A 22178-nucleotide genomic window follows, 5' to 3' on the forward strand; every position below is an offset into this window, starting at 1 on the left:
TGGTATCAGGAAGAAGCCGGCTGGCTGCTCGACGGCAGGATTTCCACGGCATCGCCGTCACGGATCTTCTGCAGGCCGGAGACGACCACCTGGTCACCCGCCTTGAGCCCGTTCTGGATTTCCACGATGCCGCCACGGCGCTGCCCCACCTTGACGGTCACGCGCTTGGCCTTGCCTTGCTCGATACGGTAAACATACTGCTCTTCGCCCGCCGGCACCAGCGCCGTTTCAGGGACGACGGTGACGAGTTCGTCGGAGAACTGCAGCCGGACCCGGGCGAACATGCCGGGCCGCAGCGTGCCGTCGGAGTTGGGGACGTTGGCGCGCAGCAGCAGCGACCGGCCGCCCACTTCGACCAGCGGGCTGATGGCGCCGACTTCGCCTTCGCGGATCTCGCCGGGCAGCGCGTCGAAGCTCAGGGCCAGCTTGCTGCCCTCTTTGACCTGGCCGAGGTATTGCTCGGGGATGCGGAAATCCACTTTCAAGGGATCTATGGATTCGATGGGCACGAGCTCGGCGCCCGGGCTGACGTAGTCCCCCACCGACACGTTGCGCAGGCCGATCAGCCCGTCGAAGGGGGCGAGGATGACGGTCTTGTCCAGATTGGCCTGCGCCAGGGCCGCCGCCGCCTGCTGGACCTTGAGCTGGCTGGCGGATTCATCGCGCGCCTGCTTGCTGATGAAGCCTTGCTTGCCCAGTTCGATGGCCCGCCGATACTGGCTGTTGGCCAGGCTCAGGTTGGCCTGCGCCTGCTGCAGCTGCGCCTTGGCCACGCTGTCGTCCAGCCGGATCAGCACCTGTCCCTTCTTGACCTTGCCGCCTTCGGAAAAATTGATCTCGGCGATCCGCCCGGTGATCTCGGGGCGCAGCACGACGGAGTCCTCGGAACGGAGCGTGCCCACGGCCGATACGCCGCGCGGCATGGACAGCTGCTCGACCGGCCTGACCTCGACCGCGACTTTCTCGGGCCCGCCCTTGGCCGCCGCGGCGGCGGCCGGCTTGGGGGCCGCGCTCTTGGCCTCGCGCTCAGCCCACCACTTGGCGCCCCACGCACCGATACCCACGCCAAGCGCCAGCACCAATATCAAACCGAATGTGGATTGTTTCATCGAAGTAAGGACGTGGACTCATCAGATGGATTATGGACAAGTCTGCGACTGTAGCATCGTAATAAGTTTTATTGCATATTTTTATTGACAAAAGTTTTACGCACGGTTTCAACGCCCAGATTCGCCAGCTCATCCGCACGCTCGTTGCCCGGGTCGCCGGCGTGGCCCCGGACCCAGCGCCAGTGGACGTCGTGCTGCTGCACCAGCGCATCGAGCTGCTGCCACAGTTCCGCATTCTTGACCGGCTTGCGGTCGGCGGTCAGCCAGCCGCGCCGCTTCCAGTTGGCCAGCCATTCGTTCATGCCCTTCTGCACGTACTGCGAATCCGTGTGCACCACCACCGAGCACGGCCGCTTCAGGGCCTGCAAGGCCATGATCACTGCCATCAGCTCCATGCGGTTGTTGGTGGTTTGCGCCTCGCCCCCGTAAAGGGACTTTTCGTGGCGGCCCTGGCGCAGCAGCGCCCCCCAGCCGCCCGGACCCGGGTTGCCCTTGCAGGCGCCATCCGTCCAGATGTCCACCTGGCTAGAATTTGTTGCCATATGCCGCTTGAATATCGTAGTAAGAGATTGTGCCGCGCCGGCGTTCCGACGCATGCTTGCTGGTCACCACCGCCTGCCTCGGGACACGCTTGCGCACTTTTTTCCATTGCGCGCCCACCAGGCGCATGCCGGCCACCCGCTTCACCGCCGACACCACGTACACGGCCCCGCACACCGGCCACCAGCGGTCCCCCGCGTGGTCCATGAACTTCCAGCGTTCGAGCCAGACACTGGTCGTGCAGGGCGGGGCGTAGCAGCCGAAGCGGCCGCGGTCCAGGTCCAGAGACAGCAGCTTGAACCAGTCTTTCAGACGCGGCAGCGAAACCTGGGCATGGGCGGGAATGGGCAGCAGCGGGTCCAGGCCCGGAATGCGGTCGCTGGCGCCCCAGAGGCTCCAGGGATTGAAGCCGGAAATCACCACGCGCCCTTCGGGCACCAGCACGCGCTCGGCTTCGCGCAGCACCTGGTGGGGGTCGCCGGAACATTCCAGCACGTGCGGCAGGACCAGCAGGTCTATGCTTTGGGAATCGAAGGGAAGGTTCTCGGGTTCGGCGACCAGCACCGCGCCCTTGAGCGCGGCGCCGTCCGCCACGGCGCTGGTGCGCCCCTTGTACGGAATGCGGTTCGCCTGCAGCAAGTCCCAATGCGGCAAGCCGATTTGTATGGCATGATAGCCGAAGACATTGCTTACCATTGCATCTATGTGCTTTTGTTCCCAGCGCCGCACATATTGGCCGGGCGGCGTGCCCAGCCAATCGGCAAGCTCTAGAATAAGAGGTTGGTCCACCGACACGTCAACTCCTCATGGTAACTGCTCGACTCATTCCCATACCCGCCTTCACAGACAACTACATCTGGATGGTGCACAAGAACGGCCACGCCGTCGTTGTGGACCCGGGCCAGTCGGCGCCGGTCGAAAAAGCGCTGGAAGACCTGGACCTCGTGCTCGACGCTATTTTACTGACCCATCATCACGGCGACCACGTGGGCGGCGTGGCCGCCCTGAAACGCCGAACGCAAGCCCGCGTCTACGGGCCCGCCACGGAAAACCTGCCCGTCTGCGACCACCCGCTGCGGGAGGGCGATACGGTACAATTGCCGGCCGTCGCACTGGAACTTTCCGTGCTCGACGTACCCGGCCACACCGCCGGCCATATTGCGTATTTCGGCCGACTCGATACGGGTAAACCCGTAGTTTTTTGCGGCGACACCCTGTTTGCCGCGGGCTGTGGGCGCCTGTTTGAGGGCACGGCTGCGCAAATGGCCGAATCTCTGGGTAAACTTAGCGCTTTGCCGGCGGCCACCCTGGTGTGCTGCGCGCATGAATATACACTGGCGAACCTGCGCTGGGCGCTTGAAGTGGAGCCCGGCAACGGCAAGTTGCGGCAACGATGGGAAGACGCGACGCGGCTGCGCTCGGAAGGCAAGCCCACCCTGCCGTCCACCATCGAAACCGAATTGGAAACCAACCCGTTCCTGCGCGCCGGCCGGCCGGCGGTGGCGCAGGCCGCCGCGGGGCATGCGGGGCGGGCCTTGCAAGATCCGGTCGATGTATTTGCCTGTCTGCGCGAATGGAAGAACAACTTTAAATGATCTACCAATGAACTGCATACGACTATTCATTCTGCTTATCGTAGCAGTGCTGGCCGGCTGCGCGGCCAATCAGCCCAAGAATCCCTACGCCCACGACAAAAAGGTCTATTCCGCCGCCGAAACCTCGCGCACCATAGACCTCACCCACCCCCCGCGCGACATGTGGGACCGCATCCGCCGCGGCTTCGCCATCCCCAATCTTCAGAATGAACTGACCCAGCAATGGACGGACTACTACGCCTCGCACCCCGAGTCCGTGCTGCTGATGAGCCAGCGCGCCGGCAAGTACCTGTATCACATCGTCGATGAGCTCGACCGGCGCGGCCTGCCGACCGAACTGGCCCTGCTCCCCTTCGTGGAAAGCGCCTACAATCCCACCGCGCTGTCGCGCGCCCAGGCTTCGGGCCTGTGGCAGTTCGTTCCCGCCACGGGGCGCCAGTACAAGCTGGCGCAAGACTGGTGGCGCGACCAGCGGCGCGACCCCATCGCCTCGACCAGCGCGGCGCTGGACTACCTATCGTATCTGTACGACTTCCAGGGCGACTGGCACCTGGCGCTGGCCTCCTACAACTGGGGCGAGGGCGCGGTCAAGCGCGCGCTGGAAAAGAACGCCCAGGCCGGCCTGCCCACCGACTACTCCTCCATCAAGATGCCGGATGAAACGCGCAACTATGTGCCCAAGCTCCAGGCCATCAAGAACATCGTGGCGGACCCGGCGCGCTTCGGCATCACCCTGCCCCCGGTAAGCAACACGCCCTACTTCACCACCATCAAGAAGACACAAGACATCGACGTCGAAGTGGCCGCCAAGCTGGCCGAAATGTCGATGGAAGAATTCACCTCGCTCAATGCCTCGTTCAACCGGCCCGTCATCCTGGCCGAGCACGAGCCCGTGCTGCTGCTGCCCACCAACCGGGTCGACATCTTCAATGCGAACCTGGCCGCCTACAAGGGCAGGCTGACCTCCTGGAACGTGTACCGGACCCGCCAAGGCGAATCCTACGCCGACATCGCCAAGAAGCACGGCATCAGCCTGGGCCGGCTGATGGCCGCGAACGGCCTCAGCACCAGGCAGAAGCGCGCCGGCAACCAGACCCTGCTCGTACCCGCCACCGGCGGCTCGCCCGCGCCTGCGGGCGGCGGCATCCAGCTGGCGTCCTTCGATCCTTCCGCATCGAAGCCCGACACCGCGCCCCGGCGCGCCACCGGCGGCAAAAGCAAAGACGTGGTCGTCCTGAAACGGCCGGCCAATGTCCGCACCCATACCGTCAAGGGAGGAGACACGCTGTTCTCCCTGGCGAAACGCTACAACACCACTGTCACCGAACTGCGCAAGCTCAACAACCTGAAGAACGACAACCTCGCCGCCGGCAAGAAGTTGCGCGTTCCGGGCACAGGGATGCGTGGCTGATTCTCATTTCATAATCAAAGGATTTATCTCATGGGTTTCCTGGACGGAAAGCGCATCCTGATAACTGGCGTCATATCCAACCGCTCGATCGCCTACGGCATCGCGCGGGCCTGCCGGCATCAAGGCGCGGAACTCGCCTTCTCTTACGCGGGCGAACGCTTCAAAGAGCGCGTGGCGGAATTCGCGGCCGAATTCGACAGCGGCATCGTCATTCCCTGCGACGTCGCCGAGGACGACCAGATCGACAACGCCTTCAAGGCGCTGGGCGAGCACTGGGACGGCCTGGACGGCCTGGTCCATTCCATAGGTTTCGCTCCGCGCGAGGCCATCGCGGGCGACCTGCTCGATGGCCTGTCCCGCGAGGCCTTCCGGGTCGCGCACGACATTTCGGCATACAGCTTCCCGGCGCTGACCAAGGCGGCGCTGCCGATGCTGAAGGGCCGCAAGAGTTCGGTGCTGACGCTCACGTATCTGGGCGCCGAGAAGGTGGTCCCGCATTACAACACCATGGGCCTGGCGAAGGCGTCGCTGGAAGCAAGCGTGCGCTATCTGGCCTCGGCGCTGGGGCCTCAGGGCATCCGGGCAAACGCGATTTCCGCGGGGCCGATCAAGACGCTCGCCGCCAGCGGCATCAAGGATTTCTCCACGATCTTCAAATACGTGGAAACGCATGCGCCGCTGCGCCGCAATGTCACGATCGACGACGTCGGCAACGTGGCGGCCTTCCTGCTGTCGGATCTGGCCGCAGGGATTACCGGCGAGATCACCCATGTGGACGCCGGCTTTTCCACCGTCGTTCCGGGGATGGAATAAGCGAGCGGCCTGCCAGGTGCCGAAAGGCTGCGGCGTTTGCCGCAGCGGCGACGCCTGGCCGGCGGCGGGCGTGGCGAATCCATCAGCCAGGAAACCGCTCGCCCCGCGTCCCCTCGCGCCAAGGCGCATGCTTTCCCATCACCCGATCGAACAGCCCGCCTCCCAGGCACGCTTCCAGCCACGCACGCAAGCCGGGCCAATCCTGAGCCTCGAACCAATCCCGATCGGTATGCGCGAACTGCCGGACAAACGGCGCGATCGCCATATCCGCCAATGACGGCGAACGCCCCAGCAGAAACGGCGCAGCCCGCAGCGTCCCCTCCAGCTCCAGCAGCCAGCGCCCCGCCTCATCCCGGTATCCTGCGCCCGTGTCCAGCCCGAACCGCTGCGGGTACTTATACCGATCGAGCAAGGGCTTGAAGCCCACGTCGCATCGCTCGATGAGCGCCAGCGCGGCCGGCAAGCCGCCCCGCTCCGGCGTCAGCCAGCCCTCGGGGTCGTGCCCGCGCAGCGCCCACAGCATGATGTCCAGGCTCTGCTCGATGACGCGGCCGTCGGTATCGACCAGCACCGGCACCGTCCCCTTGGGCGACGCGGCCAGCAGCGAAGGCGGCTTGTCGCGCAGCACGACCTCGCGCAATTCGCATGTTGCGCCGCTCACCGCGACGGCCAGGCGCGCCCGCATGGCATAGGGGCAGCGCCGGAAGGAATAAAGAATGGGCAGAGTATCCATGGACGGCCGGCCGGGAAGCCGATCCCCTGACTTGCCGCCGGGCCCGTTGCCGGCGGGCGGGCGGCGCGCCAGGATCTGTTGACGTTAAAAGACGGGCCTAGCCCTGCTCGGCCGCGGGCGCCGCGGCCCACGGGCGTTCCGGGCGCACGCCGATGTGGCGCTGCTTGCGCCGGCGCGCGAGTTCGACCTGCTTCTGGCGTTCGCGAAAACGCCGTAACTGGTCTTCGGTGTGCGTGCCGTGGCAATGCGGGCAGCTGATGCCTTCCTCGTAGAGTTCCGATGCCTTGTCCGCCGCCGAAAGCGGCAGCCGGCATGCGCGGCAGAATTCGTAGTCGCCGGGCTCCAGGCCGTGACCCACGGAAACCCGCTCGTCGAATACGAAGCATTGTCCGTCCCACAGGCTGTCTTCGGGCCCAACGGTTTCCAGGTATTTGAGTATGCCGCCTTCCAGGTGATAGACATGCTCGAACCCTTGCGAGCGCAGGTAGGCGGTCGATTTCTCGCAACGGATTCCGCCGGTGCAGAACATGGCGACCTTGGCGTCCTTGTTCAGGATCCCGCCTTCGGCCGACTGCCGGCGCACCCATTCGGGAAATTCGGTGAAGCTGGACGTCCGCGGATTGACGGCGCGCTTGAACGTGCCGATGGAAACTTCATAGTCGTTGCGGCAGTCCACCACGATGACGTCGGGGTCGGCAATGAGCTCGTTCCATTCGTCCGGCTTGACGTAGGTGCCCGCCATGGTGCGCGCGTGCACATTGGGCACGCCCATGGTGACGATTTCGCGTTTCAGCTTCACCTTCATGCGATAGAAAGGCATGCGCTCGGCCCACGATTCCTTGTGTTCCAGGCCGGCCAGGCGGGGATTCCCGCGCAAGCGGCCGAGCACGGCCCGGATGCCGTCCTCGGGGCCGGCGATCGTGCCGTTGATGCCCTCTTCGGCCAGCAGCAGCGTGCCCTTCACGCCCTGGGCCTCGCAGAAGTCGAACAGAGGCTTCTGCAGCTCGCGGAAATCGGCGAGCTCCACGAATTTGTACAGTGCTGCGATCAGAAAATTGGCCATGGCGCGGAATGAAAATGGTATGAGTCCTTTGGGCGCCATTTTACCGTTAACGCCGCGGCGGCGTTTCCAGTATGATGAAGAACCCTCATGCAGCAAGGAAACGCATATGACCCGGACACTGATACTACCGGCCGTCCTGGCGCTTGCAGGGCTGGGCGCCTGCGCCGGCGGCACAGGCGGCGACGCAGCCCGGACGAGCGCCTGGTCCAGCGCGCCGGCCACCGCCGAAGCCAACGACACACAGGTCTGCAACGACGAACTCGCGCAGTCCGCCATCGGCAAGAAGGCCGATGCGGCCCTTATCGAAGACTACCGCAAGCGCAGCCATTCCAAGACCGCGCGGGCGCTTCGGCCGCGCAGCGTCATGACCATGGAATACAACCCCCAGCGCCTCAACTTGCGGGTCGATGACAACGACATCGTCATGAGCGTCAACTGCGGCTGATCTCGACCGCATATGGATTCACTCACCCAGGCCGTGCTTGGCGCCGGCATACAGGGCGCCATGCTCGGCCGCTTCCAGGGCCGCAAGGCCTTGCTGGCCGGCGCCGCCCTGGCGACCCTCCCCGATCTGGACGTCCTGATCGACTACGGGGACCCGGTCTCCGGCATGATCAACCACCGCGGCTTTTCCCATTCCCTGTTCGTCCTGACCTTGCTGGCGGGGGCGCTGGCCTGGGCCATGCGCCGATGGCGCCCCTCGCCCCTGTACGGCCCGGGCCGGCTGTTCCTGACGCTATGGCTGGTGCTGATCACGCACCCGCTGCTCGACGCCTTCACCAGCTACGGCACGCAGCTGTGGTGGCCGCTCCGGCCGACCCCCACCGCCTGGTCCAGCGTGTTCATCATCGACCCTTTCTTTACCGTGCCGCTGCTGCTGGTCGTGCTGGTCGGCCTGGTGGTGGGCAAGCACTGGCGCATGCAGCCGGCTTTTTGCTGGGCGCTGGCCTGGTGCGCCGCCTATCTTGCCATGTCGGTCGGCGCCAAAGCCGTGATAGAGGCCCGCGTGCGGCGCCAGCTGGAGGCGGAAGGCAAGGCCGTCGCGGCGCTGTTCTCGACGCCGCAGCCCTTCAGCATCTTGCTGTGGCGCGTGCTGGCCCGGACGGACGGCGACCGCTACATAGAGACCATCGCCGGCCTGGCGGACGGCGCGCCGGGTGAAAGCCTGGAAGCGCCCTTGAACAGCGGCCTGGCCGGCGCGGTCGGCGACACGCCGCAATTGCGCGGCCTGCGCTGGTTCACCGGCGACTGGCTGCGCTACGACGCGATCGGCAACCAGCTGGTGGTCAGCGACCTGCGCATGGGCCTGGGGACGGGTTATTACAGCTTCCGCTTCCTGGTCGCCCGGCGCAACGGGGAAGGCGCTCCGTGGACGGCCGTCACGCCGGCCTATTGGCACCGCGAACGCGGCCTGGAAGAATTCCCCGCCGTCATGCGGCGCATTCTCCGGCCGGATCCTCCCCTGCCGCTGCACGACTGGGAAGCGCTGATGACACTGCAGCGCGGCATGTCGGCACGCTAATTGCACGCCATTGGCCGCGGCGGCCATTTCACCGCCGCGCATTCAATGGAGAGCCGCAATGAACAAATCCCGAATCCCGGCCGCGCAAAAAGAAGTCCTCTCGCTCCTTCTGGACGACCACAAGCGGGCGAAACAGCTGTTCAAGGACTTCGAGTCGCAGCAGGACGACGCCGCCAAAGAAGACATCGCCCATACCGTCTGTATGGAGCTCCAGATCCACACCGAGCTGGAGGAACGGCATTTCTACCCGTTCCTGCGCCGGCAGGATCCGGAGGCATTCGGCGATCTGCTGGACGAGGCCAAGGTCGAGCACGACAGCGCCAAATCGCTGATCGGGCAGATACTGTCGATGAAACCCGGCGACGACCTGTACGACGCCAAGGTCATCGTCCTGGGCGAATACGTGTCGCACCACGTCAAGGAAGAGGAGGAAGAACTCTTTCCCCAGATCATTTCGAAGAAGATCGACCTGAGGGAAATGCTGGATCCGATGATGGAGACCAAGGAACGCATGCAAGGACAGCTCGCCCCCGCCACGGCATGAGCCGGTTCGGCGCCCGTGGGCACGCAACTTGCGAAGACGGGTCACTCGGCCTCTGCCGCATTTCTTTTTGGGAGATCAACAATGCGAAGAATCGCGATCGTCAGCGAGCATGCGTCGCCTCTGGCGCAACTGGGGGGAATAGACAGCGGGGGCCAGAACGTCTATGTCGCCAACGTGGCAAGACAGCTGTCGCGCCACGGGTATTGCGTGGACGTGTTCACCCGGCTCGACAACCCCTATCTCCCGAACGAAATGGATTGGGACGACAACGTCCGCATCATCCACGTGCCCGCCGGACCGGCGCGCCAGCTGCCGAAGGAGTCCCTGCTTCCATACATGGACGACTTCGGCGCCTACCTGCTGGACTACATCCGCGAGAACGCCCCGCAATACGATGTCATCCATGCCAATTTCTTCATGTCCGCCATGGCCGCCCTGCCGGTCGCGCGGCACACCGGCACCCCTCTGGCGGTGACCTTCCATGCCCTGGGCAAGGTCCGGCGCATGCACCAGGCCTCGGCCGATCTTTTTCCCGACAGCCGCTTCCGCATCGAGGAGGACATCGTCCGCGATGCGGACTGCCTCATCGCGGAATGCCCGCAGGACCGCCAGGATCTCATCGCGCTCTACGATGCCGACCCGGCCCGCATCCGCATGGTTCCTTGCGGCTATGACCCGGACGAGCTCCAGACGCTGGATCAGCGGCAGGCGCGCCGGCTGCTGGGCTGGGACGACGGCGTCTTCCACATGTTGCAGCTGGGCAGAATGGTGCCCCGCAAAGGCGTGGACAACGTCATCCGCGCCTTGGGCCGCCTGCGGCACAAGCACGGCATCGACGCTCGCCTGTGCGTGGTGGGCGGCAGGACGGGGAACGGCGTCGAAGGCGATGCGCCCGAGCTGAATCGGCTGGCCGACATCGCGCGGCAGGAAAAAGTTGCTGACCATGTTGAATTTACCGGAAGCCGCAGCCGCAACGTGCTCAACCGCTATTACAGCGCCGCCGACGTGTTCGTGACCACGCCTTGGTACGAGCCCTTCGGCATCACGCCGATCGAAGCCATGGCTTGCAGCCGGCCCGTGATAGGGTCCGACACCGGCGGCATACGCTATACGGTCGTGCATGGCCGCACAGGCTTCCTGGTGCCGCCCAAGGATCCGGACGCCCTGGCGGCGCGCCTGGCCACGCTGGCGCAGGACCACGGGCTGGCCGTGAAGATGGGGCTTGCGGGCGCCAGGCGCGCGCAGGAAATGTTCACCTGGAGCCGCGTGGCGCTGCAGCTGGCCGACGTCTTCGAGGAACTGGGCCACGAGCGCGAGACCGCGCAAGGCTGGAGCCGGCCGGCCGTCGAAAGCCTGCATCTCGCTTCTTGACCCTCGCACGGACGCCGCCATCCCATGAATGCCGATCGCTCTTTGCAAGTGTCGGTCGTCGTGCCGACGTATCAGCGCCCGGATCTGCTCGAACGCTGCCTCGCGGCACTCCGCCGCCAGACGCTGCCCCACGATGCCTATGAGATCATCGTGTGCGACGACGGACCCAGCGCGGCCGCCCGGCGCGTCGTCGGCCAGGCGCGCGGGCCGCGGGACGCCGGCGCTCCGATCCGGTATCTGGAAGTCCGCGACACGCAGGGGCCGGCCGGCGCCCGCAACCAGGGATGGCGGGCCGCCCGGGCCCCGGTCATCGCGTTCACCGATGACGACACGGTCCCCGACCCCGGCTGGCTGCGCGCCGGCCTGGCCGCGATGGCGCCGGACGTGCACGCCGCCACCGGCCGCCTCGTCATGCCGCTGCCGCCGGAGCCTTCCGACATCGAACGCGATGCCGCGCGCCTGTCGGATGCGGAGTTCGTGACCGCCAACTGCTTCATCAGGAAAGACACGCTGGAAGCGATCGGCGGATTCGATGAACGATTCGGCATTGCGTGGCGCGAGGATTCGGACCTGCATTTCAATTTGCTGGAGCGCGGCTGCAAGATCGTTCGCGCGAACGACGCCCTGGTCGTTCACCCGCTGCGCCCAGCCGCCTTCGGGGCGGGCATAGGCATGCAGAGGAAAATCCTCTACGACGTGCTCCTGTACCGCAAGCACCCGCGCCTGTACCGCGAACGCATCCGGCGCGGCCCGCCCTGGTTCTACCTGTCGGTGCTGGCGCTTCTGTTGGCGGGCGTGGCGGGCCTGGCCGCCGGGCGCCCCGCCTGGGCGACCGCCGCCTTCGCCGGCTGGGGCCTGGCGACGCTGGGCTTTTTCTTCTGGCGCCTGGCCCATAGCGCCATGACCTGGCGGAACGCGCTGGAGCTGCTGCTGACCTCCATCTGCATTCCTCCCTTGTCGATCTTCTGGCGCATGGTCGGCGTCCGGCGATACGGGGCCAGATTTCCTTGACGGACGGACACCACCATGAACGAGCATAACGAACAACGCAGGATATTGATCGCCGGCGGCGCCGGCTTCCTGGGCGCCCACTTGTGCCGGCGCATGCTGAATGAAGGGCACCGCGTGATCTGCCTGGACAACTACTGCACGGGCTCGCCGGACAAGGTCGCCGACCTGGCGGGGCGGGACGGCTTTACGCTGATACGGCACGACATCGTGGAGCCCCTGCCGCCCGGCCTGGACCCGACGCACATCTACAACCTCGCCTGCCCCGCCTCCCCGGTGCATTACCAGAGAGACCCCATCCAGACTCTGCGCAGCTGCGTCGTCGGCGGATACCACCTTCTGGAGCTGGCAAGGCGCAGCCAGGCGCGCATATTGCAAGCGTCGACCAGCGAGGTTTACGGCAACCCCAAGACCCACCCGCAGCATGAAAGCTACCATGGCCACGTCAACCCGGTGGGGCTGAGATCCTGCTACGACGAAGGCAAGCGCTGCGCCGAAACCCTGTTCGCGGACTACAGCCGCGCGCATGGCGTGCAGGTGAAGATCGCCCGCATTTTCAACACCTATGGGCCGGGCATGTCGGTCGGCGACGGCCGGGTCATTTCCAACCTGATCACCCAGGCGCTGGCCGGGCGGCCGCTCACCATCTACGGCGACGGCAACCAGACCCGCTCGTTCTGCTATGTGGACGACATGATAGAAGGCCTGGTCCGCCTCATGGACAGCGTCGATACCTTCATGGGCCCGGTGAACCTGGGCAACACGAGCGAGATCGCCGTCATTGAAGTCGCCCAGCGCATACTGGAGCTTACCGGGCGCGAGGAGGAATTCGAGTTCGTGCCGCTGCCGCCGGACGACCCCGCCCTGCGCTGCCCCGATACCACGCTCGCCAAGTCCCATCTGGACTGGTTTCCGGCCGTGCCGCTGGATGAGGGCTTGCGGCATACCATCGCCTACTTCTCCGAGCTCGTCGGCCACGAGCAGGCGCTGGCGCGCGCCGGCTGATTCCGCGGCCGCCCAGCGGCCTATTTGGCACCCGAGACCTTTCTTTCCAGGTCTTCCGCCATGCCCAGATGCTTCTTGAGCTGCGGCAGCGTCTTGACCGCAAACGCCTTGAGTTCGGGGTCCTGAAGCCCGGTGCCGGCGCCGCTGAACAGGCTGACCGCTTCCTTGTGCGCGGCCACGCCGATTTCCTTCGCATACAGCCGGTCGAACTCGGCGCCCTCGGCCTGGCTCAACGCCTCGAGCTTCTCTTTCTGTGCGTCGGACGGAAACAGCGGCGGCGCGACACCCTTCTTCTTGGAGATCGTCTCGAGCTCCAGATTGGCGTCCGTGTGGTCCTTGATCATGGACCGGGCGAAGGACTTCACCTCCGCGCTTTCCGCTTTTTCCTGCGCGAGCTTGCTGGCCTCGACTTCGAGGTGCCCGGCCTCGCCCGCGCGCTTGATGAAATTCTTGTCTTCTTCGCTCATGGCGATCTGGTTCTGCCGCGCTTCCGCCGGGGTTTCGCCGGCCGGCGAGGCCGGCTTGGGCTGGGCCAGCGCGCCGCCGGCGGTGATCGCCATGCCGGCCAGCAAAACGGTGAAATACAAGGGGGATGGCTTCATGTTCGCTCTCCTGAGTTGCGTCAGCAGTTCCAGCAAGGTCCGTTCCCGCGGCCCTTGCGCCAGGGGAAGGCGCGCTGCCGTATCATATCGTTCCAGCCCCACAACTTCAGGAGTCGAGCAATGAATGAATCGCAATGGCCGAGCGCACCCGGGTCGACACGCAGCGTGGTCGTCGGCGGCGGCACCATGGGCGCGGACGTGGCCGTCGTGCTTCTGCGCGCATCCAGCCCGACAGTGGTGGTGGAACCCGACGCGTCCCGGCATGCGGACATCCGGGAAAAAATCGAGGGCAACCTGCGGCACATCGGCAAGGCCGGCAACATCGACCTGCTGGCGGTCGCCGCCTCGCTCGACGGCGTGGACTGGCCGGGCGTCGGGCTGGTGATCGAATGCGTGCCTGAGTCGCTGGAGCTCAAGCGCGGGCTGTTCCGGGAGCTATCTGAAAAGGCGGCGCCCCAGACCGTGCTGGCAAGCAACAGCTCCAGTTTTCCCATCAGCCAGATCGCCCAAGGGCTGCAAACCCGCGCGCGCATGATCGGCCTGCATTTTTTCATGCCGGCCCATATCGTGCCTTTGGTCGAGGTCGTGCAGGGCCCCGACACGGACGCGGCGCTGGCGGAATCGCTGGCCGCTTTCATGCGCCGCTGCGGCTGCGTCCCCATCGTGGTGCGCAAGGACATCCCCGGCTTCGTCGGCAACCGGCTGCAGCACGCGCTGGCGCGGGAGGCGTTCGCGCTGATCCAGGAGGGCATCGTGTCGCCGGAGGACATCGACGCGGCGGTGAGGTTCGGTTTCGGTTTCCGCTATCTCGCCGCGGGGCCGGTATTGCAGAAGGAGCATGCGGGCCTGGACGTGCACGCGGCGGCGGCCGCGACCATCTATCCCACTTTGTCGAACGCCGCGGAACCGGCGGCGGTGCTGGCCGACAAGCCCAAGCAGGGGAAACTCGGCATGAAGACGGGCGAAGGGTTTTATCGGTGGGACGAGGCGAGCATCAAGGCGGAAAAACAGCGCTATGAACGCGCTTTGCAAGGCAGCCTGGCGATACTGGCCAAGGAGCTTCCGCCGATCGAGCCTTAGCGGCGCCCGCTGTCGCTGTCTGGGTTCTTGCGCGGCTCGTCTCTGGGCCGCCGCGCCGCCGGCTCGATCATGGGGCCATGGGCGCATTCGGCCTGGCCACGTCGCCCGAATCCGCCTCCCGCCATTGCGCTCCCCCGTGCTTCACCACATTCCTTCCCGCGCGCTTGGCCAGATACAAGGCATCGTCCGCCTCCGCCATCAACCGCCCGAGCGCCGCGGAGGGCTCCCGCGTCGTCGCAATTCCGATGCTGCACGTATAGGACGGCAAGAAGGGATCGCTGCGCGCCGCAACAGCGGCCTGGATCGCGCCCGCCAGTTCCAGCGAGCCGGCTTCGGACATGTCCATCGCGCCGATGATGAACTCCTCGCCGCCCAGCCTGGCAAAGGTCGCGCCCGGCCCAAGCACGCTTTCTATTTTCCGGCAAAACTCGATCAGCACCGTATCGCCCACGGCATGGCCGTTCCGGTCATTGATCGACTTGAAATGGTCGAGGTCCAGAATGAATACCGAGAACGGCTGCCGCGCCCGAAGCGACCGGCGCAGATTCTTCTCGCATATTTCCGTAAACACACGCCGGTTGATGACGCCTGTCAACGCATCGCGCGTGGCGTGCCGCTCCAGCTCCATGTTCAGCCGGTGCGTCGCCACCATGACGTAGCCGACCGCCAGCAGCAAGGACACCACCGCATAGGTGGCGAAATACACGATTTGTATGATGTCGGTCGAAAAGAACTCGCCCGATGAAAAACCGGGCAGCGCGGCGGTGACGCCCCGGACCATGAGCACGACGAGCTGGACCACGAGCGTGGCCGCCAGAAAGAACGTGCTGAAATGCCGGAAGCCGTAGCGGACGATCAGGAACAATTGGCTGCCGTACAGGCAAAGCAGGCTTGCCGTCATCACGCCCAGGCGCAGAGAATAGCTCGGCATGACCAGCAGGCCCCAGACGATGCCGCCGGCCCCGAAAGCAATGATGCCGAGGATCAGCCGATTGGTTTCACGCCGCTCGTAGAACTGCTGGGTGCCCGACAGCCATAGCGCAATTCCCGTCAGCAGGCCGACGTTGGCGACGATGATGGAGATCCAGTCGGGAAAGATACCGCGCCCGCCGAAGCAGATGCCCGACACGCCCGCGGCGAAAGAGCCCCAGGCCCAGCGCGCAACGCCCCGTATGCTGGGCGGCATGTCCCGGTGGACCGAGAACAGTATGCCCGACATGATGATCGACATCGAGGCGGCGATCATCACCACGGTCAAGGAGTCCAGCATCATCGCGGGACCCCATGGAACGAATTGATTGATGAAGCGGAAATGGTACACCTCTTGCTAGGAGGACATTGTATCGATTTCCGTGCCCGCCCGGAAAGAAACTGACCGCAATCATCGGGAACTGAAGGGTTTCAATCCGGCGCCACGCCTGGCGCATGCCTGAATGGCAACGAGGAGAGATTCAGCGCGGCCGGCCCAGGCGCGTCGATGTCGATGATCGCACTGGATAAAGGCAGGAAGGCGGCGCGGAAGTGGTTCTTCGCCTTCACGCAAAGCAGCCGGACTTCAGAAAAGTCGATGCCGTGCATGGTGAAAAACGCCGGATCATTGGCGGGCACGACCACCTCGGTCACAATAATGTGTATGTTCGGGCGGCCCGCAAGCGCGATCATGGCGGTACGGCCGCAGCGCATCAGTGCGCCGTTTTCCTTCGGGCCCACATTCCTGAACTCGCCGTCGGTCAAGGTTTCGACCCGCGCGCGCACCGGGAGCGCCGCGCCGAAGCGCTTGCTGGCCTGCCCGCCCAGCATCAGATCGAGCTCATTGCCCACGCCGGCAGCGTAAATGGACTGCACGGCCTTGGCGTCGGCAAAGCTCGCAAAGACGCAGGTGGCGTCAAAATCGACGCCGAGAACGGCTTGGAGCAAGCCGGGCGTATCAGCGATGCCTCCGGACCCCGGATTGTCGCCAGGATCCGTCACCACCACCATCCCCTCGCGCTCTCCGATGATCGCCAATGCGCGCTCCAGCCCTACGCTCGCGCTTGGAAGGCTGATCATGAACTCATGCGCCTTCTCGCGCATCGCAGCCTCCAGGCGATCCACCACTACCCTCGCGCCGGCGCCGGCGGGATCTCGCGCCGCATCCGTGGTCACCACGACGGAAGCCCCGGTATCAGGTGTATCCGCGTAAGGAAAACCGCCGAACACGGATACTTCGATGACGGGCGCATGCGTTTGGGCGGCGGCCAGGTCCTGCAAGTCCCGCATTGGGCCGCTATCCGTGCGCATGTTGAAACTGGGCAGCACCAAGCCGGGCTTGCCCACGCATACGCGCCGCCGCGCACCTTGCTCGACCATCAGTACGAGTTGATCGAGCACCCGTTCCGCAGTCCGGTATTGATCCACATGCGGATATGTTTTATAACCGCTGACCACGTCCACCAAGCCGGCAAGCCCAGGGCTCAGGTTCGCATGCAAATCGAAGCTGACGCCCAACGGCACGTGAGGCGCCACGCCACGAACGGCACGTATGAGATCCAGGTCGGGCGTTTGCCGGGCGTGCGTGATCGATGCGCCATGCAACGACAGGTAGACGGCATCCCAGGGCGCTTGGCGGGCTCCGTTGAGCAAGCCATCGAGCAGGTCCCGCTCGATCATGTCATAGACGTGGTCTTCAATCGGACCACCCGGCCAGGCCGATGCGCAGCGCAAGGCGACCACATCCCAATCGGGATGCCTGGCCGCGAAATCGACGACCGCGCCAAGTTCTGTCGCAACCCCTTTGGCAGCGGCCAGCGCGGGGGCGCCCATGCTCCATTCCTTGCGCTCGAAATCCCCCAGTGTGCAAGACAGCGGCGTGAATGCGTTGCCTTCGTACCAAAAACGTGCCACCGCCAGTCGTTTGGGTTTGGATGGAGCAAGCATGGGTGGTTTCATTCTGCAAATCCCCGGAATGAATTATTGAGCGGAAATTCCCGCAGCCTTGATGAGGGATTCGTACTTCTGCTGTTCATTGCGAAGGTGAGCCGCGAGGTCCTCCGGCGAACCGCCGACAGGCACCGCCGCCAAGTCCGCCAGGCGCGCCCGCGTATCGGGCTTTTCCAGCCACTGATTGACCGCGGCATTCAATTTGCCGATCGCATCGGACGGCGTGCCTGCCGGCGCCATCACCACAAACCAGGAACTCAGCTCGTACCCGGGAATCGTGGCCGCTATCGGTTGGACCTCCGGCAATGTCGGGTCAGCCGCCATGCTGCTCACACCCAGAGCCACCAGCGAGCCCGACCTGATCGCGGAAAGCGCGGTGGGCAGATTGTCGCCCGCCAGCTGAATGACGCCGCCAAGCATGTCGTTGCGCGCCTGGCCGGCGCCCTTGTAGGGAACGTGCGTTATATCGAGCCCCGCCTGCTGCTTGATCAGTTCAAGCGACAGGTGACCCGAGCTGCCGACTCCGGGCGTACCCCAATTGAGCTTGCCCGGTTGCGCCCTGGCTGCTTCGATGACATCGCGCATGTTGCGAAAGCCCGTGGCGGGCGTGGTGACCACGACATTGGCGACGCGGACCATATACACGACCGAACTGAAGTCCTTGACCGGATCGTAGCCTGGATTCTTATAGACCAGGCCGTTGATGATCTGTGTTCCGGGCGTCCCCAGCAGCAGAGTGTAGCCGTCCGCCGGCGCGCGGGCGACTTCCGCGGCGCCAAGATTGCCGCCCGCCCCGCCTTTATTGGAGACGACGACCGGCTGACCGAGGATCGGCGCGATCCCTTCGGCCATCAGCCGTCCGAGCATGTCGGTCGTTCCGCCGGCAGCGAAGGGGATGACGACGCGTATCGGTTTATCCGGCCAAGCGTAAGACGGATGCGCAGCGGCGAATGCCGCCACCCCGGCAAGCGCTGCGGCCATACGATTGAAACGACGCAGCATGCTGAATAGCCTGTTCATTTTGTCTCCCTTTATAAGAATCAAATGATCTATGTTTGGAGAATATAAATCATTTGAACTACGAAGACAATGTTACGGCGTTCCGGCGTGGCCGCCCGCCCCGCCAATTCAGCTCGCCCATCGCGCCGCAGCCCTTCCAGACACTGGCCGAACTGATTTGCCGCAGGTCGAAGCCGGGACCGTCCGGCTGCTCGCCGTCACGGGACCCGAACGCAGCAAGCTGCTGCCCGACGTTCCGGCCGCCAACGAAACGGTAAAGGGTTTCCAGGCGACGAACTGGTACGGCGTGCTTGCCCCCCAAGGGCTGGACCCGACGCTCAGGGAAAAAATCTGGACGGAGCTGGACCGCATCATGAAAATGCCCGAAATCGCCGAGAAAATGGCCGGCATGGGGCTGGAGTATCCAGGCCTCGGCGCCGGGCAATTCAAGGCCGAGCTGCGCCAGGACCAGCGGCGTTGGGCGGCCGCCATCAAGGAATTGGGCATCAGTCCCGATTGAAGGCGTCCCGCCGCGGTGGCGCGGTGAAAGACCTACGCGGAAAAATCCTTCAGGAAATCCGCAAACACCTCGCACGCCAACTGGGCGTCTTCCGCGGTGATGGTTTCCAACGGGTTATGGCTGATGCCGCCGTTGCCGCAGCGAACGAACAGCATGGCCACGTCGGTGATCCGGTGCATCATCATGGCGTCATGCCCGGCGCCGGATGGCAGCTCGTGGACCGGCAGGCCGCGCTTCTTCAGCGCCGCCGCAAGCTGGTCCATCAGCCGGCGCGCGCAAGGCGTGTTGGCGACGGGCGTCACGCGGTCCAGCTGGATCTTCACGCCGCGCCGCTGGGCGATTTCTTCTATGCCCGCCAGGATGTCGGCGACGGCCGCATCACGGAGGCGATCCTCGCCGGCGCGTATGTCCATCGTGAACTGGCAGGCGCCCGGGATCACATTGCCCGATCCGTTCGGCACGTGGAGCTGGCCCACGGTGCCCACCAGAGTGGGCGCCTGTCGGCAGCGGCGCTCCACCAGCAGCACCATTTCGGCCGCCGCGGCGGCCGCGTCCCTGCGCAGATTCATGGGCGTCGTGCCGGCATGGCCGGCCTGGCCCTCGACGTTCACCAGAAAACGGCTGTTGCCGGCGATCTGCGTCACCACGCCCAGAGGCAGGCCTTGGTGCAACAGCACCGGCCCCTGCTCGATATGGACTTCGATGTAGCCGAGCAGGGACTGGGGATCGATCGCCGCCGCGCGCAAGGCCTCGGGGTCGCCGCCGCCCGGCAAACCGCTGTCGGCCAGGGCCTGGCGCAGGGTGATGCCGTCGGCATCGCGGCGTTCGAGCAGCGCGGGGTCGAAGCGCCCGGCCAAGACGCTGCTGCCGAGGAAGCTGGTCTTGAAGCGCAGGCCCTCTTCTTCCGCGAAGGCGGCGACGTCGAGATGATAGGGCAGGCGCCGCCCCGAGGCATGCAGGGCGCCGGCCACCGCGATGGGCAGCAGTATGCCCAGCCGGCCGTCGTAGCGCCCGCCGTTGCGCACGGTATCGAAATGGGAACCCGTCAGCAGGACGCGCGGTTCGGCAACGGCGGGATCGGCCTCGTATCTGCCGACCACGTTGCCGATGGCGTCGATGCGGACGCGCATGCCGGCTTCTTCCATCCATTGCGCCAGCTGCGCCTGCGTGGCCCGATGCGCCGGGGTCAAGTAGGCGCAAGTGAGGCCGTCTTCCATGTCGGAATGCCTGGCAAGGCCGGCCGCGCGATCCAGAATGGCCTGGCCCAGTGCGGCGGATAGCGTCGTCATCGGGTTCCCCTGTGTTGAACGAGTGCCGCGGCAGCCTCAGCCCAGGCTTTCCATCAGGCGCCGGCAGTGCTCGCGCAACTGCGCCGGAAGACCGTGGCGCAGCTTTTCGAACAGCTCCGCATGGGAGGCGAGTTCCTGTTTCCAGGCCTCGTCGTCGACCGCCGTGATGCGCTCGAAGTCGGCCTCGTTGAATTCCAGGCCGTTCCAGCTGATGTCTTCATAGCGCGGCGTCGTGCCGAACAAGGTGTCGCGGCCTTGGCCGACGCCCTCGATGCGCTCCAGCATCCACTTCAGCACCCGCATGTTCTCGCCGAAACCCGGCCAGATGAAGCGGCCGTTTCCGTCGGTCTGGAACCAGTTGACCGCAAAGAAGCGCGGCAGCGTCGCGCCGGCGTCCTGCAGCTTTTCGCCCAGCGCCAGCCAGTGCGCGAAGTAGTCGCTCATGTTGTAGCCGCAGAACGGCAGCATGGCGAAGGGGTCGCGCCGCACCACGCCTTGCGCGCCGGCCGCGGCGGCCGTGGTTTGCGAACCCATCGTGGCCGCCATGTAGACGCCTTCCACCCAGTTGCGGGCCTCGGTGACCAGCGGCACGGTGTCCGCACGCCGGCCGCCCACGATGAAGGCGTCTATGACCACGCCCTCGGGGTTGTCCCAGTCCGGATCGATGGCCGGGTTCTGCTCGGCCGAGACCGTGAACCGCGCGTTGGGATGGGCCGCCTTGCGGCCGCAGTCGGGCGTCCAGTCGCGCCCTTGCCAATCCAGACAATGCGCGGGCGCGGGGCCCATGCCTTCCCACCATACGTCGCCGTCGTCCGTCAGCGCCACGTTGGTGAACAGCACGTTCTGGCGCAGCGACGCCATGCAGTTGTAGTTCGTCTTTTCGTTGGTGCCGGGGGCGACGCCGAAATAGCCCGCTTCGGGGTTGATGGCGCGCAGCCTGCCGTCGGCGCCCGGCTTGATCCATGCGATGTCGTCCCCGATGGTGGTGATTTTCCAGCCGGGCAGCGACGCGGGCGGAATCATCATCGCGAAATTGGTTTTCCCGCACGCCGACGGGAAAGCGGCGGCGACGTGCATCTTCTTGCCTTCCGGCGTGGTGACGCCCAGAATGAGCATGTGCTCCGCCAGCCAGCCTTCATCGCGCCCCATGCTGGAGGCGATCCGCAGCGCAAAGCATTTCTTGCCCAGCAGGGCGTTGCCGCCATAGCCCGAACCAAACGACCATATTTCCCTAGTTTCCGGGAAATGAACGATGTACTTGGTGTCGTTACAAGGCCAGGGCACGTCGGCCTCGCCCGGCTGCAGCGGCTTGCCCACCGAATGCACGCAGGGCACGAAATCGCCGTCTTCCCCCAATACGTCGTAGACCTTTCGGCCCATGCGCGTCATGATGCGCATATTGACGACCACGTAGGGTGAATCGCTGAGCTCCACGCCGATGTGCGCAATGGGCGAGCCCAGCGGCCCCATGGAGAACGGAATGACGTACAGCGTGCGGCCGCGCATACAGCCTTCGAACAAGCCGTTCAGGGTGGCGCGCATCTGCGCCGGAGCGGCCCAGTTGTTCGTAGGGCCCGCGTCCTCTTCCTTTTCGGAGCAGATGAAAGTGCGGTCTTCGACGCGCGCCACGTCGCCCGGATCGGACCATGCCAGATAAGAGTTCGGGCGCTTGGCCGGATTCAGCTTGCGCAGCGTGCCGGCGCGCACCATGGCCTCACATAGCCTGTCGTACTCGGCTTGCGAACCATCGCACCATTCGATGCGGTCGGGCTGGGTCAGCGCGGCGATTTCCGCGACCCACTCCTTGAGCCGCGCATGGCGCACCCACGCGGGGGCTTCTGATTCCAAGCTGAGTTTCGGGTGTGCTGCATTCATGGGGCGGAGTTCCTCCTGGATTTACGAATATGAGATATCGATGAGATACCGTTAGTGTAGATCGTATCGCCGGAAGGAACATCCTCAGCATAAAACCTAAGCCATATGCCGACTGCGCACCGGCCGCCGAAGGGCGGCCGGACGCCAAAAAATCAAGCTGACGGGAAGCATGCCCCGCCA

22 protein-coding genes are annotated in these 22178 nt (G+C 65.1%); 11 read left to right on the forward strand and 11 right to left on the reverse strand.

What is annotated here, in order from left to right:
• Nucleotides 1–5: 5 nt before the first annotated feature.
• The 3 genes from H0A72_RS15855 to H0A72_RS15865 form a co-directional block, all read right to left on the reverse strand.
• A complete protein-coding gene (locus H0A72_RS15855) occupies nucleotides 6–1109 on the reverse strand; it encodes an efflux RND transporter periplasmic adaptor subunit (protein WP_180157072.1) in 1104 nt (367 codons plus the stop codon).
• Between the two features lie 68 nt (nucleotides 1110–1177).
• Nucleotides 1178–1651 (reverse strand): ribonuclease HI, encoded by a 474-nt coding sequence (gene rnhA / locus H0A72_RS15860; protein ID WP_180157074.1) that lies wholly within the window; start codon nucleotides 1649–1651, stop codon nucleotides 1178–1180.
• Complete coding sequence (locus tag H0A72_RS15865; protein ID WP_180157076.1) at nucleotides 1635–2444, reverse strand: methyltransferase domain-containing protein; 810 nt, start codon at nucleotides 2442–2444, stop codon at nucleotides 1635–1637. The genes rnhA and H0A72_RS15865 overlap by 17 nt, the downstream gene beginning before the upstream one ends.
• An 11-nt stretch (nucleotides 2445–2455) precedes the next feature.
• Here H0A72_RS15865 and gloB point away from each other — a divergent pair, with 11 nt between their 5' ends.
• The 3 genes from gloB to fabI are packed head-to-tail and all read left to right on the forward strand — an operon-like array spanning nucleotide 2456 to nucleotide 5468.
• Nucleotides 2456–3244: a hydroxyacylglutathione hydrolase gene (gene gloB / locus H0A72_RS15870; protein WP_180157077.1), complete on the forward strand. Its 789-nt coding sequence runs from the start codon at nucleotides 2456–2458 to the stop codon at nucleotides 3242–3244.
• 7 nt (nucleotides 3245–3251) lie between these two features.
• On the forward strand, nucleotides 3252–4655 hold the full coding sequence (locus tag H0A72_RS15875) for a LysM peptidoglycan-binding domain-containing protein (protein WP_180157079.1): 1404 nt from the start codon (nucleotides 3252–3254) through the stop codon (nucleotides 4653–4655).
• 30 nt (nucleotides 4656–4685) lie between these two features.
• The gene (gene fabI / locus H0A72_RS15880) at nucleotides 4686–5468 is read left to right on the forward strand and encodes an enoyl-ACP reductase FabI (protein ID WP_180157081.1); all 783 of its coding nucleotides are present in this window, start codon (nucleotides 4686–4688) and stop codon (nucleotides 5466–5468) included.
• Between the two features lie 82 nt (nucleotides 5469–5550).
• On the opposite strand, the gene H0A72_RS15885 is transcribed toward fabI, so the two are convergent.
• Together H0A72_RS15885 and trhO are read right to left on the reverse strand one after the other, a co-directional pair.
• Nucleotides 5551–6201: a glutathione S-transferase gene (locus tag H0A72_RS15885; RefSeq protein ID WP_218953356.1), complete on the reverse strand. Its 651-nt coding sequence runs from the start codon at nucleotides 6199–6201 to the stop codon at nucleotides 5551–5553.
• 97 nt (nucleotides 6202–6298) lie between these two features.
• Nucleotides 6299–7264: an oxygen-dependent tRNA uridine(34) hydroxylase TrhO gene (gene trhO, locus H0A72_RS15890; protein ID WP_180157083.1), complete on the reverse strand. Its 966-nt coding sequence runs from the start codon at nucleotides 7262–7264 to the stop codon at nucleotides 6299–6301.
• Between the two features lie 106 nt (nucleotides 7265–7370).
• On the opposite strand from trhO, the gene H0A72_RS15895 reads away from it, so the two are divergent.
• From H0A72_RS15895 to H0A72_RS15920, 6 genes are all read left to right on the forward strand, one after another.
• On the forward strand, nucleotides 7371–7709 hold the full coding sequence (locus H0A72_RS15895; RefSeq protein ID WP_180157085.1) for an I78 family peptidase inhibitor: 339 nt from the start codon (nucleotides 7371–7373) through the stop codon (nucleotides 7707–7709).
• Nucleotides 7710–7721: 12 nt separating this feature from the next.
• Entirely contained in the window at nucleotides 7722–8786 is a 1065-nt protein-coding gene (locus tag H0A72_RS15900) for a metal-dependent hydrolase (protein ID WP_180157086.1), read from the forward strand.
• A 58-nt stretch (nucleotides 8787–8844) separates the two neighbouring features.
• The gene (locus H0A72_RS15905; protein WP_180157088.1) at nucleotides 8845–9330 is read left to right on the forward strand and encodes a hemerythrin domain-containing protein; all 486 of its coding nucleotides are present in this window, start codon (nucleotides 8845–8847) and stop codon (nucleotides 9328–9330) included.
• A gap of 81 nt (nucleotides 9331–9411) precedes the next feature.
• On the forward strand, nucleotides 9412–10701 hold the full coding sequence (locus H0A72_RS15910; protein WP_180157090.1) for a glycosyltransferase: 1290 nt from the start codon (nucleotides 9412–9414) through the stop codon (nucleotides 10699–10701).
• Nucleotides 10702–10725: 24 nt separating this feature from the next.
• Nucleotides 10726–11712 carry a glycosyltransferase family 2 protein gene (locus tag H0A72_RS15915; RefSeq protein ID WP_180157092.1) on the forward strand — a complete coding sequence of 329 codons (987 nt, stop codon included), beginning with the start codon at nucleotides 10726–10728 and terminating at the stop codon, nucleotides 11710–11712.
• A gap of 15 nt (nucleotides 11713–11727) precedes the next feature.
• On the forward strand, nucleotides 11728–12714 hold the full coding sequence (locus H0A72_RS15920; protein WP_180157094.1) for a UDP-glucuronic acid decarboxylase family protein: 987 nt from the start codon (nucleotides 11728–11730) through the stop codon (nucleotides 12712–12714).
• Between the two features lie 20 nt (nucleotides 12715–12734).
• Here the strand turns inward: H0A72_RS15920 and H0A72_RS15925 are convergent, their stop codons facing one another.
• A complete protein-coding gene (locus H0A72_RS15925; protein WP_180157096.1) occupies nucleotides 12735–13316 on the reverse strand; it encodes a DUF4142 domain-containing protein in 582 nt (193 codons plus the stop codon).
• Between the two features lie 120 nt (nucleotides 13317–13436).
• On the opposite strand from H0A72_RS15925, the gene H0A72_RS15930 reads away from it, so the two are divergent.
• Entirely contained in the window at nucleotides 13437–14396 is a 960-nt protein-coding gene (locus tag H0A72_RS15930) for a 3-hydroxyacyl-CoA dehydrogenase family protein (protein WP_180157098.1), read from the forward strand.
• A gap of 67 nt (nucleotides 14397–14463) precedes the next feature.
• Here H0A72_RS15930 and H0A72_RS15935 read toward each other — a convergent pair whose 3' ends face one another.
• The 3 genes from H0A72_RS15935 to H0A72_RS15945 form a co-directional block, all read right to left on the reverse strand.
• Nucleotides 14464–15669 (reverse strand): GGDEF domain-containing protein, encoded by a 1206-nt coding sequence (locus H0A72_RS15935; protein WP_180157100.1) that lies wholly within the window; start codon nucleotides 15667–15669, stop codon nucleotides 14464–14466.
• Between the two features lie 128 nt (nucleotides 15670–15797).
• Nucleotides 15798–17312: a M81 family metallopeptidase gene (locus H0A72_RS15940; RefSeq protein WP_246436967.1), complete on the reverse strand. Its 1515-nt coding sequence runs from the start codon at nucleotides 17310–17312 to the stop codon at nucleotides 15798–15800.
• A 33-nt stretch (nucleotides 17313–17345) separates the two neighbouring features.
• Entirely contained in the window at nucleotides 17346–18335 is a 990-nt protein-coding gene (locus H0A72_RS15945; RefSeq protein WP_246436966.1) for a Bug family tripartite tricarboxylate transporter substrate binding protein, read from the reverse strand.
• Nucleotides 18336–18492: 157 nt separating this feature from the next.
• On the opposite strand from H0A72_RS15945, the gene H0A72_RS15950 reads away from it, so the two are divergent.
• Nucleotides 18493–18834, forward strand: a complete 342-nt coding sequence (locus tag H0A72_RS15950) for a Bug family tripartite tricarboxylate transporter substrate binding protein (RefSeq protein ID WP_180157103.1) — start codon at nucleotides 18493–18495, stop codon at nucleotides 18832–18834.
• Between the two features lie 32 nt (nucleotides 18835–18866).
• Here H0A72_RS15950 and H0A72_RS15955 read toward each other — a convergent pair whose 3' ends face one another.
• A complete protein-coding gene (locus H0A72_RS15955) occupies nucleotides 18867–20123 on the reverse strand; it encodes a Zn-dependent hydrolase (RefSeq protein ID WP_180157104.1) in 1257 nt (418 codons plus the stop codon).
• 36 nt (nucleotides 20124–20159) lie between these two features.
• The gene (locus tag H0A72_RS15960; protein ID WP_180157105.1) at nucleotides 20160–21998 is read right to left on the reverse strand and encodes a phosphoenolpyruvate carboxykinase (GTP); all 1839 of its coding nucleotides are present in this window, start codon (nucleotides 21996–21998) and stop codon (nucleotides 20160–20162) included.
• Between the last annotated feature and the right edge of the window lie 180 nt (nucleotides 21999–22178).

Origin of the sequence: Parapusillimonas granuli (genome assembly GCF_013416525.1) — a bacterium.
GTDB lineage: Bacteria > Pseudomonadota > Gammaproteobacteria > Burkholderiales > Burkholderiaceae_B > Parapusillimonas > Parapusillimonas granuli.